Annotated in this window: 11 protein-coding genes and 1 pseudogene; 7 read left to right on the top strand and 5 right to left on the bottom strand. The window is 64.8% G+C overall.

Features of this window, described 5'->3' with window-relative positions:
• Window positions 1-76: 76 nt before the first annotated feature.
• Together prpF and RM530_RS03575 are read left to right on the top strand one after the other, a co-directional pair.
• Entirely contained in the window at window positions 77-1,264 is a 1,188-nt protein-coding gene (prpF, locus tag RM530_RS03580; RefSeq protein ID WP_311363836.1) for a 2-methylaconitate cis-trans isomerase PrpF, read from the top strand.
• Between the two features lie 347 nt (window positions 1,265-1,611).
• On the top strand, window positions 1,612-3,891 hold the full coding sequence (locus tag RM530_RS03575; RefSeq protein ID WP_311363835.1) for an N-acetylneuraminate synthase family protein: 2,280 nt from the start codon (window positions 1,612-1,614) through the stop codon (window positions 3,889-3,891).
• Window positions 3,892-3,909: 18 nt separating this feature from the next.
• Here RM530_RS03575 and RM530_RS03570 read toward each other — a convergent pair whose 3' ends face one another.
• Genes RM530_RS03570 through RM530_RS03560 form a run of 3 tightly spaced genes read right to left on the bottom strand, consistent with a single transcriptional unit; the run spans window position 3,910 to window position 6,900 of the window.
• Window positions 3,910-4,578 carry an acylneuraminate cytidylyltransferase family protein gene (locus tag RM530_RS03570; protein ID WP_311363834.1) on the bottom strand — a complete coding sequence of 223 codons (669 nt, stop codon included), beginning with the start codon at window positions 4,576-4,578 and terminating at the stop codon, window positions 3,910-3,912.
• Between the two features lies 1 nt (window position 4,579).
• On the bottom strand, window positions 4,580-5,494 hold the full coding sequence (locus RM530_RS03565) for a hypothetical protein (protein WP_311363833.1): 915 nt from the start codon (window positions 5,492-5,494) through the stop codon (window positions 4,580-4,582).
• Entirely contained in the window at window positions 5,491-6,900 is a 1,410-nt protein-coding gene (locus RM530_RS03560; RefSeq protein WP_311363832.1) for a surface carbohydrate biosynthesis protein, read from the bottom strand. The genes RM530_RS03565 and RM530_RS03560 overlap by 4 nt, the downstream gene beginning before the upstream one ends.
• Window positions 6,901-7,092: 192 nt before the next feature.
• Between RM530_RS03560 and RM530_RS03555 the strand changes: the two genes are divergently transcribed.
• Both RM530_RS03555 and RM530_RS03550 read left to right on the top strand, forming a co-directional pair.
• Complete coding sequence (locus tag RM530_RS03555) at window positions 7,093-8,292, top strand: glycosyltransferase family 4 protein (RefSeq protein ID WP_311363831.1); 1,200 nt, start codon at window positions 7,093-7,095, stop codon at window positions 8,290-8,292.
• 40 nt (window positions 8,293-8,332) lie between these two features.
• Window positions 8,333-9,313 (top strand): glycosyltransferase family protein, encoded by a 981-nt coding sequence (locus RM530_RS03550; RefSeq protein ID WP_311363830.1) that lies wholly within the window; start codon window positions 8,333-8,335, stop codon window positions 9,311-9,313.
• Here RM530_RS03550 and RM530_RS03545 read toward each other — a convergent pair.
• Both RM530_RS03545 and RM530_RS03540 read right to left on the bottom strand, forming a co-directional pair.
• Window positions 9,287-10,357, bottom strand: a complete 1,071-nt coding sequence (locus RM530_RS03545; RefSeq protein WP_311363829.1) for a phospholipase D-like domain-containing protein — start codon at window positions 10,355-10,357, stop codon at window positions 9,287-9,289. The genes RM530_RS03550 and RM530_RS03545 overlap by 27 nt on opposite strands.
• A gap of 265 nt (window positions 10,358-10,622) precedes the next feature.
• Window positions 10,623-10,832, bottom strand: a pseudogene (locus RM530_RS03540) (IS110 family transposase); the annotation flags it as partial.
• 259 nt (window positions 10,833-11,091) lie between these two features.
• Here RM530_RS03540 and RM530_RS03535 point away from each other — a divergent pair.
• The 3 genes from RM530_RS03535 to gtfA all read left to right on the top strand — a co-directional run bounded on the left by RM530_RS03535 (window position 11,092) and on the right by gtfA (window position 13,293).
• On the top strand, window positions 11,092-11,349 hold the full coding sequence (locus RM530_RS03535; RefSeq protein ID WP_311363828.1) for a type II toxin-antitoxin system prevent-host-death family antitoxin: 258 nt from the start codon (window positions 11,092-11,094) through the stop codon (window positions 11,347-11,349).
• Complete coding sequence (locus tag RM530_RS03530) at window positions 11,337-11,657, top strand: type II toxin-antitoxin system RelE/ParE family toxin (RefSeq protein WP_311363827.1); 321 nt, start codon at window positions 11,337-11,339, stop codon at window positions 11,655-11,657. Before RM530_RS03535 ends, RM530_RS03530 begins: the two co-directional genes overlap by 13 nt.
• Window positions 11,658-11,850: 193 nt before the next feature.
• Entirely contained in the window at window positions 11,851-13,293 is a 1,443-nt protein-coding gene (gtfA, locus tag RM530_RS03525) for a sucrose phosphorylase (protein WP_311363826.1), read from the top strand.
• Window positions 13,294-13,359 lie beyond the last annotated feature (66 nt).

Here is a 13,359-nt window from a genome sequence, read left to right as displayed (position 1 = left end):
CCGCACTTCCGCCCCCAGCGGATACAGGCAATCGCGCACAACCACCCTATACCTGCCCAGCACCGCACTGATCATCATGACCCACAAGCCCCAAATCAAAATTCCCGCCACCTACATGCGCGGCGGCACCTCCAAAGGCACGTTCTTCAAGCTCACGGACCTGCCCGAGCCCTGCCAGGTGCCGGGCCAGGCACGCGACAAGCTGCTGCTGCGCGTGGTCGGCAGCCCGGACCCCTACGGCGCGCAGATCGACGGCATGGGCGGCGCCACCTCCTCGACCAGCAAGACCGTGATCCTGTCCAAGAGCGAGCAGCCAGGCCACGACGTGGACTATCTGTTCGGTCAGGTTTCGATCGACAAGGCCTTCGTCGACTGGAGCGGCAACTGCGGCAACCTGTCCGCCGCCGTGGGGCCGTTCGCCATCAGCAACGGCCTGATCGACCCCGCGCGTGTGCCGAAGGACGGCCTGTGCGAAGTCCGCATCTGGCAGGCCAACATCAAGAAAACCATCATCGCCCAGGTGCCGATGAGCAATGGCGAGGTCCAGGAAACCGGCGACTTCGAACTCGACGGCGTGACCTTCCCCGCCGCCGAAATCCAGGTCGAATTCGTCGACCCGGCCGACGACGGTGAAGACGGCGGCTCGATCTTCCCCACCGGCAAGCTGGTCGACGATCTGGCAGTACCCGGCGTCGGCACGCTCAAGGCGACGATGATCAACGCCGGCATCCCCACGATCTTCATCAACGCCGACGCCATCGGCTACAGCGGCACCGAACTGCGCGACGCGATCAACAACGACGCCAAGGCCCTGGCGATGTTCGAAACCATCCGCGCCTACGGCGCCGTGCGCATGGGCCTGATTCAGGACATCGCCGAAGCCGCCCAGCGCCAGCACACCCCCAAGGTCGCGTTCGTCGCGCCGGCCAAGACCTACACCAGCTCCAGCGGCAAGGCCGTGGAGGCCGGCGACATTGATCTGTGCGTGCGCGCGCTGTCCATGGGCAAGCTGCATCACGCCATGATGGGCACCGCCGCCGTGGCCATCGGCACCGCCGCCGCCATCCCCGGCACCCTGGTCAACCTCGCCGCCGGCGGCGGCGACCGCGAAGCCGTGCGCTTCGGCCATCCGTCCGGCAGTTTGAAGGTCGGCGCCGAAGCCAAGCTCATCGACGGCGAATGGGTCGTCAAGAAGGCCATCATGTCGCGCTCCGCGCGCGTGCTGATGAGCGGTGCGGTGCATGTTCCGTGGGATGCGTTCTGAGGTCGGTTCGAGACGCTCAGCCCGCGCAGCCGGCCGGCTGTGACCCGAGCCCGGATGGCCCCCGGCTATCCGGTTCCTTTTATGTTCAAAGTCCCGGTTCCTTGTCGGTTGAGGGGCAGAAACCGCCGCTCGCAATTGAAGAACGACGACTGGCTCAAAATCTTCCCGCCTGCTGTCGAATAGGGCAGTATTCATTGAGCGGGTGTGCTGTGACTTCGACACTCCCATCATGCCTTCAATGGCAACACCCGCGCTTCTGTTTTTCGCCGAAATCGCCGGTGAGAAAATCAGCCTCGTTCGGGAATTTCGCAAGAGGCTCTACTGTTTCCTTTTCTCCGGAAGAATTCATGCTGATCGATCGTAACCTGAAGCAGTACACTACGCGCGACACCGCCTCGATCCAGGAAGTCGCGCAGCTGATCGCGCAGAAGAAGGGGCGCATCGCACTGGTGGTCGATCACAACGGGGTGCTGCTCGGCACGGTCTCCAACGGCGACCTGATCCGCTGGCTCGGCGCGGGCGGTCCCGACGGCCTGCAGACGACGGCGCTGTCGATCGCCAATCGCGTGTTCAAGGCGGTCGGCCCCAATGATTCGCGCGAGCGCATCAAGGCGCTGCTGGAAGATGTGCTGTACGTGCCGATCCTCGATTCGCGGGGACGCCTGGAGGCGGTCGCGCGGCACCGGGTTCCCGCCGAAGGCGTGGTGATCGGCAACCGGCGTATCGCCCGCGATGCTCCGGTGTTCACCATCGCCGAGATCGGCAACAATCACAACGGCAGCCTGGAACTGGCGCTGCGCCTGATCGATGCCGCCGCGGATGCCGGCGCCGACTGCGCGAAGTTCCAGATGCGTGACATGGAGACGCTCTATGGCGGTGCCGAGGACGGCCGCGCCGCGGGCGAGAATCTGGGCACGCAGTACGTGCTCGATCTGCTGGCGCGCTATCAGCTGCCGGCCGACGATCTGTTCCGGTGCTTCGACCACGCCGGCCGGCGTGGCCTGGTGCCGCTGTGCACGCCCTGGGACCAGCCGAGCATGGAGAAGCTGGACCGCTACGGGCTGCCGGCGTTCAAGATCGCCTCCGCGGACTTCACCAACCACGGCTTCCTCAAGGCGCTCGGCAGCATCGGCAAGCCGCTGATCTGCTCCACCGGCATGAGCACCGAGCAGGAAATCCGCCAGAGCGCGGAACTGCTGCAGCGCAGCGGCGCGCCGTATGTGCTGCTGCATTGCAATTCGACGTACCCGACGCCGTTTCGCGACGTCAACCTCAGTTACCTGCGCCGGCTCGAGCAGCTCGGGCAATGCACGGTCGGGTATTCCGGCCACGAGCGCGACATCTTCGTGTCGATCGCCGCGGTGTCGGTCGGCGCCCGGGTGATCGAGAAGCACCTGACGTTCGACCGCAACATGGAAGGCAGCGACCACCGCGTCAGCCTGCTGCCGGACGAATTCGCGCGCATGGTCGAGGGCATTCGCCAGATCGAGCTGTCGATGGGTACCGATGCGCCGCGGCGCGTGACCCAGGGCGAGATGATGAACCGCGTGACGCTTGCCAAGTCGGTGTTCGCCAATGTCGACATCCCGACCGGGCAGGTGATCGAGGAAGGCATGCTCGAGGTGCGCAGCCCTGGCCGCGGCCTGCAGCCCAATCGCATGCTGGAGCTGATCGGCCGGCGGCTGCCGCGGGCGGTGCGTTCGGGCACGCCGTTCTTCGCATCGGATCTCGATGGCAGCACCACGGCGTTCGGCAGCGGCAAGCGCACCTATCGTTTCAGCCGCCCCTGGGGTCTGCCGGTCCGCCATCACGACTACGCCAAGCTGCTCGAGCGCTGTGCGCCGGATTTTCTCGAGTTCCATCTCAGCTACCGCGACCTCGAACTCGAGGACGGGAAATACTTCCCGCAGCGGCTGTCGCAGGATCTGGTCGTCCACGCGCCGGAGCTGTTCGCCGGCGATCACGTGCTCGACCTGTGTTCGCCCGACGAGGCCTATCGGCAGCAGTCATTGCGCGAGATGCGACGCGTCATCGACAAAACACGTTCGCTGCGGCGCTTCTTCGGCACCCGCGGCGTCACCGGCATCGTCACCAATGTCGGCGGCTTCTCGATCGACCGGCCGCTGACGCCGTCGGAACGGCAGCAGCGGCGCCAGACGCTGAAGCGCAGCCTCGCCGAGCTGGACAGCGTCGACGTCGCGATCTGGCCGCAGACGATGCCGCCGTATCCCTGGCACTTCGGCGGCCAGCGCTTCCACAACCTGTTCGTCGAGGCCAATGAAATCGACGAGCTGTGCACACACTTGAAGCTCGGCCTGTGCCTCGACGTCTCGCACTCGAAGCTCGCCTGCAACCTGCTCAAGCACTCCTTCGACGACTTCGTGCAGATCGTCGGTCGGCATACCCGTCATCTGCATGTGGCCGATGCCGCGGGCATGGACGGCGAGGGCCTGCAGATCGGCGACGGCGAGATCGATTTCCGCAGCTTGTACCGACGTCTCGACGAAATCACTCCGGATGCGTCGTTCCTGCCCGAGATCTGGCAGGGGCATGAGAACGAAGGCGAGGGTTTCTGGATCGCGCTGGACCGGCTGCAGCAGACGCTGGGCACGGCGGCGGCGCGGTAGGCAACGCGACCGGCGTGATTAGCCGCCTGATCGGGTGCGTTCGATCAGGCGCTCGACGAGCGTCCAGTCTTCCGGCTCGTCGATCTCGACGGCGCTGTCGGCGGCCATCTCGTGCATGATGATTTTGCCGCCGAGCCGGCAGTTGCCGCCTTCGAGCACGGCGCGGCGCGTGAAGTAGAACGCGCCGTTTTCCATCAGCGTACCGGCGAAATCCTGGCGCCGCGGGCGCTTCAGCGGATCGTAGTTCAGTGCGTGACCGTCATCGGTCCAGAAGAAGCGATGGATGCGCACCGCGGTCAGCAGCGAATCGGCATTGTGTTCCTCGAAACGCCCGCGGGCGGTCCGGAAATCGTCGATCCGTGTCAGCGGCGAGGTCGCCTGGAGCAGGCACAGCACGTCGAAGTCCTCGGCGGCCGCAAATTCGAGCAGCGCGCTCTCGGTGGAGGCTTCATCGGTGCAGGTCGCGGCGCTGCGGCGAAACAGCCGCACGCGGTCGCCGAAATGCGAGGCCACGGACTGCCGGATCGCATCGGCGTCGGTGCCGACCCAGACTTCGTCGAAGCAGCCGCTGTCGATCGCCGCGGCCAGCGACCAGGCGAACAAGGGGCGCCCGGCCAGCGGACGGACGTTCTTGCCAGGGATCGATTTCGAGCCGCCGCGCAGCGGCATGTAGGCGACCCAGCGCATCTCAGACGTCCTGCGCCGCGCCCTTGAGGCGCCGCTCGAGGCCGGCGAGGAAATCCAGCGCGTCGTCATGCCACTTGTCGTCCACGGCCAGATCGGCCAATGCGCCGGCTTCGAGTGCGCGGCGCCAGTTCACCGGGCTCGGCAGAAGACACAGGGTGGCGGTCAGGCGCGGCCCGCGGCTGGGGCTGATCCCGCGATGCAGCACCCGTGCCGGCTGGAACAGCACCGCTTCACCGGCCTGGCGGTCGCGCAACTCGGTCGACAGAGGGCGGCCGGCGAGTTCGGCGAGATGCCGGGTGTCTGCGGTCCGCGCCTTCGAGCGACCGAACAGGTAGCCGCGCTGCGCGACGGTCAGGGTGTCGTCGAGATCCATGAACTCGGTGTTGCCGCCGTGCCCGGTGGTGGGATTGAGATAGACGATCAGCTTCAGGTGCGCGCTGGGACCCTTGTCGCAGTGCCAGCGGAACGACACCGATTCCTGCTCCGGCGCCGCGCGCGTCAGCGAGAACGCGACCCAGTGCACCAGGTATTCGCTGCCGAAGAAGCCGGCGATGGCGCTGTCGACCGGATCGCGCAGCACCTGGTCGAGAAAGCCGGTCAGCCATTCGCGATCGTCGACGCGGAAGCCTTCGAGGTGCCGGCTGTCCTTCTTCAGCAACTGCAGCTGGTGGCCGGATTGCAGGGCCTCGATGCGGGCGCGCGCCGCTTCCGGCGTCAGCGCCCGCAAATAATGGAATCCGCGCTGCCCGAGTTCAGGCGCGCCCTCGGGCTTCGGCACGCGGCGGCAGGCGGCGCGGCAGCGCGCGAGGTAGGCATCGTAATGACGCTGCTCGTCGAACGTGCGCCAGATCTGCTGCGCGCGCTGCGCGTCGCGCTCGGGTTTGTGGAAGCGGCGGACGAAGGCCGGAAGTCTCATCGCGGCGTTCCGGCCTTCGAAAACACATCGAACAGGTGTTCGCTGCGCATCCGCACGTCCACCGAACCGAAGCGGCCGAGGGTGCGGCCGAGCCGTTCGATCCGTCGCGCGACGTCGTCGCTGCTGATCCGCGGGAAGCGGTGATCGTGATAATTGCCGGGCCGGCGCTGCTTGCGCTTTTTCAACAGCGAACGGGCGCGTACGTGCAGCGCGGCGCGCAAGCGCGTCGGCAGCGATACGCGGGGCAGGCCGTGCCCGCGGCGGTAGAGCGAGTCGAGAGTGTCGAGGATGCGTTCGCAGGCCAGCCGGCCGTCGCGGGCGGTGATGTAGCCGCCGATCAGATCGTCGCGCTCCGCGGTCGCGTGCCCGGCCTCGCCGGTGCCGGCGCCGATGATGCCCGTGAGCGTCTCGATCAGCTCGTCGAGGCTTCGGCATGGCACGCTCAGTCGGTTCGGCAGCCCCTGGAAATCCAGGTCGTAGCGGGCGTCGAAAGTCTTCAGGTAGGCCACCGCCGGCACGCCCATCGCGTAGCTTTCGATCGCGGTGGTGCAGCCGTTGTGGACCAGCGCGCGACACGCCAGCAGCCAGGGCAGCACATTGCCCTGGTGCGAGACGTGGATGCGGCTGCAGCGCGCGGCGAGTTGCTTGTAGATGTCGTGGTTCTCGCTGGGATGCGGTCGCAGCACCAGCGCCATGCCCGGCAGCGCCCGCTCCAGCGCCGGCAACATTGCGAGGAAGTCGTCGAGAATCGCCTGCTTGTGTTCGAGCAGGCCTTCGGCGAAGGCGCGCGGCATGCCCCTGCCGGCCTGGCCCATCGGCGGCGGCCGCGACGGATCCTTCGACGGCGCGAACAGCCCCAACCCCGGCCGGAACGGATTGCAGTCGGTGAAGTTGGTGTTGACCAGCAGAAAGTCGCCGTATTCCTTGCGCAGTGCCTGCACCTCGTCATCGAAGTAGGCACGCAGCTCGGGCCGCAGCATGTCGCCGCGCGGATTGCCAGTCAGGTGTATCGGCAGGCCCGTGGGCAGATAGGGGTAGCCGGCCAGCAGTTCCCGGTTCTCCTCGCCCCAGGCGAAGATGTGCGAGACGTAGGGCATCGTGCCCGGCGACAGGCGCAGCGGATAGAAGACCTCGGGCGGCGGATGCACCAGCGCCTCTTCTTCCCAGGCGATGATGTCGTGACCGAGCTGGCGGATCAGCTGGAACATCAGCTTGCTCAGCGCGCGCATGCTCTTGGCGACGTAGATGCCGCGCGGCAGCTCGGCCATCGCGTAGTGCACATAGGCGCGCGAGCCGATCACGACCCGGTAGCCGCGCTCCACCGCGCAGCAGGCGAGCAGCAGCTTGGCGTCCATCTCCCGTACCTGGCTTTCGACGGGGATGATCAACAGGGGCGCGTCGGACATGGGGCTCGTTTTAAGGGATCGTGCGCGAGGCTGCTTGCCAGAGCCGGTTCGCGCAGGGCACGAGGCGGCGTTCCTGCCGGTCGTTTGTGTATCGTCGGATTATATTATAGCGGACCGGGTGCTATAGTCGGGCCGAATCGAATCCTTCAAGCGGAACAGGCCCGGCATCGAGCCTTGGACGCCGCGTGAAAGTTGGCCCGTATCAATGCGAGTTGCTTTTCCGTGCGTATTTTCTTCTTGTCCGGTTCACTCTTGCCGTCGATGGAAGCCAGCAGCGTTGGCGTCGTGCGGATGTGCGAGGCGCTGGCGCGCTGCGGCCACGACGTCAGCCTGTTCGCGCGGCATAACGGCGTCGACGACGCATCGGCCGTTCTCGGTCGCTATGGCGTCGAGACTGAGTTCCGGCTGCTGCTGTTGGGCCACGCCGTCACCCATCAGGAACTCGGGGGCCGTGGCAGCGGCTTCGACAAGAAGATCCACTATCCCCTGGCGGTGCGGCGCGCACTGAAACGGCTGCCGGCTCCCGACCTGCTCTATGGGCGTCATCTCTACACGATGTTGCTGGCGGCGCTGACGCTGCCGAAGACGCCGCTGGTCTACGAACTGCACGAAGTGCGCGGCAACCGCGGGATGCGCTGGGCGGAACGCTGGCTGTTCCGGCATCGCAGCTTTCTCGGCGCCACCGCGGTGTGCGAAAGTGTGATCGCGGATTATCGCCGCCTGTATCCCGACATCAGTGATCTCGACCTGTTCCTCGCCCGCAACGGCGCGGACGTGCCCTGTGCCAAGCTGCAAGGGGCAGAAGTCGGCGGGCGCCCGGGCGCCCGCCGCTGCGGCTACGTCGGGTCGTTGTTCCCCGGCAAGGGCATGGAGACCGTTGCCGCGCTGGCGGCGCGGCTTACTGAAATCGATTTCCACGTGGTCGGCGGCAGCGGCGCTGATCTCGCCGATTGGCGCGCGCGGACGGGCGCGCTGGACAATCTCATCTATCATGGCTTCGTCGACAACGCGCGGGTGCCAGCCTATCTCGCCGCGATGGACGTGCTGCTGGCGCCGCCGCGCCCGGTCATGCGCTCGGTGAACGGTCGCAAATTCGGCATGTGGCAGGCACCGCTGAAGATTTTCCAGTACATGGCCGCGGGCAAGCCGATCATCGCCTCGGATCTTCCCCACGTGCGCGAAATCCTGCAGCACCGGGTCACTGCGTTGCTGGTGCCCGCAGAGGACATGGACGCCTGGGCGACAGCCCTCCGGGAACTGGAGGATCCGGGGCTGACGGAACGCCTGAAGGCCGCGGCCCATGCCGACCTGGTGCAGCGGTTCACCTGGACCGAGAAGGCCAAGGCGGTCACAGGGTATATTTCGCAGCGTTCCAAGCGCCTGGCACTCTGATCGCATGTCTTCACTGCGCCGCTGTGCTCGATTCCTGCAGATGATCGGAGGCGACCGGCTGGCGGCCGCGATGCTACTCAGGAGCGCCAGCCGATCCTTGAAGACCAAGGACGTGAAGGCGCTGTTTCGAGCCCTGGACCGGCTACCAGATGCGGCGGATCGGCGTCGATTCCTGGAAGGCTTGTGGCCATCGGTACCGAGCGCTGGCGAGCCCCGGCACCACGGGCTGCCAGGTCGACTCGTCGTCAGCCTGACGTCCTACCCCGGGCGATATTCGACACTGCACTACACCTTGGGCTGTTTGCTCGGCCAGAGCGTGCGCGCGGACCGTATCATTCTCTGGATCGCCCATCAGGACCGTGCTTCGTTGCCACCGAGCGTACTGGCACTGGAGCGACAAGGCCTCGACATCCGGTTCTGCGACGATTGGCGGTCCTACAAAAAGATTCTGCCCACGCTCGTCGACGAGTCCGACGCGTTCATCGTTACCGCCGACGATGATACTTGGTACCCCCCTGGCTGGCTGGCGCAGATCCTCACACATTCGCGTCGCCACCCAGAACAGATCGTCGCGCAGCGTGCACGGGCGATCAAAACCGACGAGGCTGGATTGCCTCGGCCGTATCAGTGCTGGGGTCTTATTTCCGGTGCGAACACGCCGGCGCGAGGAATCGCATCGGAGCGGATTCTTCCGAACGGTGTCGGTGGCGTGCTCTATCCGCCGGGAGCGCTGCAATCGAAAGCCGGGGTTCTGCAGAAAATCCTGCAACTCGCGCCGCACGCGGACGACCTCGGCCTCTATTGGCTTTGGCGCATGAACGGCCGACTGGCCAGCGTGGTCGACGGCGAGAAATTCGATGTCGCAAACTGGCCCGAAAGTCAGGGGTGGTCACTGATGAAAATCAACGTCCACGGGCACGGGAATGATCATCAGATGCAGGCCCTGGTTGCGCACTTCGGCAAGGCTGTGCTGAACCCAGAGCTCTCGGCCGTTCTAGCTGGCCGGGGGCACCCAATATAGGGGGCTTGACACCATTGCCCTCCAGCGCTGATCTAGGGCTTTGAACACCGAATCGTCGCGGGTGATCACCGCCAGCTCGTGATTCAGCCAGTACGACTGCGTTGTCCAGTTGAAACTGCCGAACACAGCGTGCCGCTCGCGTCCGTTTTCGGCCAGCACGAACTTCAGGTGCATCGGCACATTGGCATCGGCGCCGAGCCGCGCAAAGGCGAGGCCGGCGTCGGCCAGGCGCCGTTCGATGCGCCGCGGTACCCGCCGCTCGGTGTGCTCCGCCGCGATCTCCACCTGCGCGCCACGCCGCGCCAGACGGACCAGGCAGGCGACCGAAAACCGGTTGCTGAGGTGCGAGGCTGCGATGCGCACCCGGCTGCCGGCACCATAGCGTTCCAGCAGGCGCTCGACCGGGTGGGTGCCGCGCCGCGGCCACAGATGAACCTGGGTGTCGCCGACGTCGCAGTCACGGGCTACGCGGCGACCCAGGCCCAGCGGAAGCCAGGCGCCGTCGCGATACAGCGAACGCACGTGCTCCGAGAGAAAGCCGACGATCCGCGGATCGCGGATTCCCACCAGCAGATTGTGCGCGACGTGATGGTCGCCGATCTCTGCGACGATGTCGGGTGACGCTTCGGGATGGTCGCCGGAGGGGTTGAACGAGCCGACCAAGGCGATCGGCTCGGGGTCGGAAAAGCAATAGATCTTTTCGTGCAGCCGCTGTTTCCAGACCCTGCCGGGCAGGGGCGCCAGCCGTCGCACCTGCATCGGCTGGAACGTCGGACCCAGTCCGTCCTGTCCCGACAGCAACGCAATGACGGCCTGATTGGCATGCGGAGTTCGCGGGCGGGCTTCCAGCGCCAATGTGACCCGCACCCCACGCGCATGGGCGGCCGCCAGTTCCTTCGCCAGCGGGCGGTCGCGGAAGTAGTAGGTCGCCCAGTCGATAGATGCACCGGACGGCGTCGCGGCCACGTGGCCCGACAGCAGGTCGCGCAAGGCGCCAGGCCGTTCCCGCGGACCGCCGAAATGGACTTCGAAACGGGACGACATCGTGCGCATGTACAGGGAATGAAGCGTGCTTATCCGATCAACACACAATAGCCCCATGCGTAGTATTTTTCCATGCGGCTCGACCACCACAGATAGTGTCTTTGGGTACGAACCGGATAAGCACGGGAATTACGGTGACATTGCGCCAGGCGAAGCCTGGAGGAGAGGGAAGTGGAAATCTCCTTGAGGAATCCAGTCGGGTGGAAGTCCCGACCCGGCAAAGAGTAGCCGCCAGCCGGAAGCGAGTGTTGCGTGGACCCGGAGCGATCCGGGCTGCGAAGCGCGCGATGCGCGGCTCCAGATCCTCGATGTGGGCCATCAGTTCTCTGAGCACGAAGACATGGCTGGCCGTCAGCTCGCCTTGCACGGCATCGAACAGCGTCTCGCGGGTGGCCTTGAGCCGCCGACTGGCGTGGGCCAGCACCTCGGCGGGCGGTGCGCTGGCGATCAGCGCCTTGACCATGGCCCGTGCCGCGGGCCGAAGTCGGTGGACATCGCGCCGCCATCGAAATCGGCGCGCACCGTAAAGCCGGCGATGGAGGGAAAACGCAGCTGGGTCCGGGACTGATTCACTGGCGGTCTCGTCCATGCTTCGTCCGAAGCGTTATTTGAATAATTCCAGTTATATAAAAGTGATATACGAGATTCACCCGCTTTTATGAAAAATTCGGGTAGGCGTCAGATCTTTGCACCAACCTCTTGCGCGACCCGAAGTGATACTATAGTGTCACTTCATGCGTACAGAGCTGGTCACTACCCTTAAGCGTCAGGCCACTGAACTCCTCTCGGATATCGAGCGGGATAGGGAGCCTATCCTCATTACCCAGCACGGCCTGCCCAGCGCCTACTTGGTGGACGTTGAGACTTACCAACTCATGCAACAGCGCATGACAGTGCTTGAGGGCATCGCTCGCGGAGAGCAGGCGATTTCTGAGGGTCGCGTGGCTACCCACGCCCAAGCCAAGACGCGCCTCGCGCGATGGCTGAAATAGTCTGGTCGGAGCCGGCGTTAAGCGACCTGGACACTATTGCCGACTACATCGCGCTTGAAAATCCTGCTGCAGCCTCGGAGCTGGTCAAGCGCATCGTGGAGCACGTCGGGCAACTGGCAGCACACCCGGAGAGTGGTAGTCGCCCGCAGGAACTCAAACGGTCTCGCTACCGTCAGATCGTTGAGCCGCCCTGCCGCGTCTTCTGTCGCCATGACGGCCAAAAGGTCTTTGTGCTGCACGTCATGCGTTCTGAGCGTCTGCTTCGCAAAGGACGGCTTGCAGCTCGTGCCAAGCAGGCAAAGGTCTAATCGGGTAAGGGCTGACTTCTAAATCAGCCACCGGGTCACCGGAGGCGGTCGCCTGCCCCCCCCGGTTCCCACAGAACGTGACGTGCGGCTTTCCCGCACCACGCTCGTCAGAGCTTCAGAGCCCGTTCACGGCTTGCAGGCGCCCGCCCTAAGCGTTTAGGGTCGCAGCTGGCCTGCCCGAACAATATCTCCGATGGCGCTACGCAACGCGGTTCAGCTGATTTGCTACCCCAACCGCATGGGCAAGGATCTCAAGGATCTGTACGAGATCATCGAAGCTCATTTTTCCAAGGCCATCGGCGGCGTGCATATCCTGCCGCTCTATCCTTCGAATGCGGACGGCGGCTTTTCGCCGCTGACACACAAGGAAGTCGACCCGGTTTACGGCAGCTGGGAAGACGTCGAACGTATTTCGTCCAAATACGATCTGTGCCTGGATCTCACGCTCAATCACATCTCCGACGAATCGGTCGAGTTCAAGGATTTCCTCGTCAACGGCTACAAGTCCGAATACGCGGACCTGTTCGTGCACGTGGACCAACTCGGCGAAATCCGGCCCGACGATCTGGCCAAGATCCACATCCGCAAGGAGAAGGAGCCGTTCCGGGAAGTCACTTTCGCGGACGGCACCGAGGGCCGCGTCTGGTGCACCTTCACCGAGAAGCAGATCGACCTCAACTACGATTCCGAGCTGACCTACGATCTGATGGAGAACTACATCAGCTTCCTGACGGCGCGCGGAGTCAAGCTGTTCCGGCTCGACGCCTTCGGCTACACCACCAAGAAGCTCGGCACCAGCTGCTTCCTGGTCGAGCCGGACGTCTACGAAATCTGTTCATGGATCAACGGCGTGGCCGCCAAGTACGGCGCCGAGACCTTGCCCGAGGTCCACGACCACCCCAGCTACCAGTACGCGATCTCGCTGCATCACATGCGGCCTTACGGCTTCGCGCTGCCGCCGCTGCTGCTGTATTCCCTGCTCGACGGCGACAGCCGCTATCTCAAGCAGTGGCTGCGCATGTGTCCTCGCAACCAGATCACGGTGCTCGATACGCATGACGGCATCTGCATTCCGGATGTGGAAGGCGTGTTGCCGCACGACAAGATCCAGCACCTCATCGACAACGTGTCGGCCCGCAGCGCGGACCCGATCCTGCGCCGCTCCGCCGCCAACGTGCACAGCGTGGGCGCGATCTACCAGCTCACCTGCACCTACTATGACGCGCTCAAACAGAACGACGATGCCTACATCGCCGCGCGCGCCATTCAGTTCTTCGCGCCGGGCGTGCCGCAGGTCTACTACGTGGGCCTGCTCGGCGGCACCAACGACATCGAGCTGATGGAGAGCACCGGAGAGCTGCGTGACATCAATCGCCAGTGGTACGCCCGCGAGGATGTCGACGCCGCGATGAAAAAGACCGTGGTGCGCCGCCAGCTCAAGCTGATGGAGTTCCGCACCACTTACCCGGCCTTCGACGGCACCTTCCACCTGCAGTACTCGAACGAATCCAGCGTCTGCATCGAATGGCGCAAGGGCGAATTCATCTGCAATCTGTTCGTCGACCTGATCTTCAAGAAGACCACGATCCGCTACGTTGACCCGAAGTCCAAGCGCATGCTGACGATGACCTGCTGAGACATCCTCAGTCCGGAAAGTCGAGGCTGAGGTCTTCGCCATCAGCCAGCGTCGCGCTGGGACTTC

It is taken from the genome of Banduia mediterranea (assembly GCF_031846245.1).
GTDB classification, from domain to species: Bacteria; Pseudomonadota; Gammaproteobacteria; order Nevskiales; family Nevskiaceae; genus Banduia; species Banduia mediterranea.
Note: the sequence above shows the minus strand (reverse complement) of the source record. Positions and strands in the feature narration are given on the sequence as shown.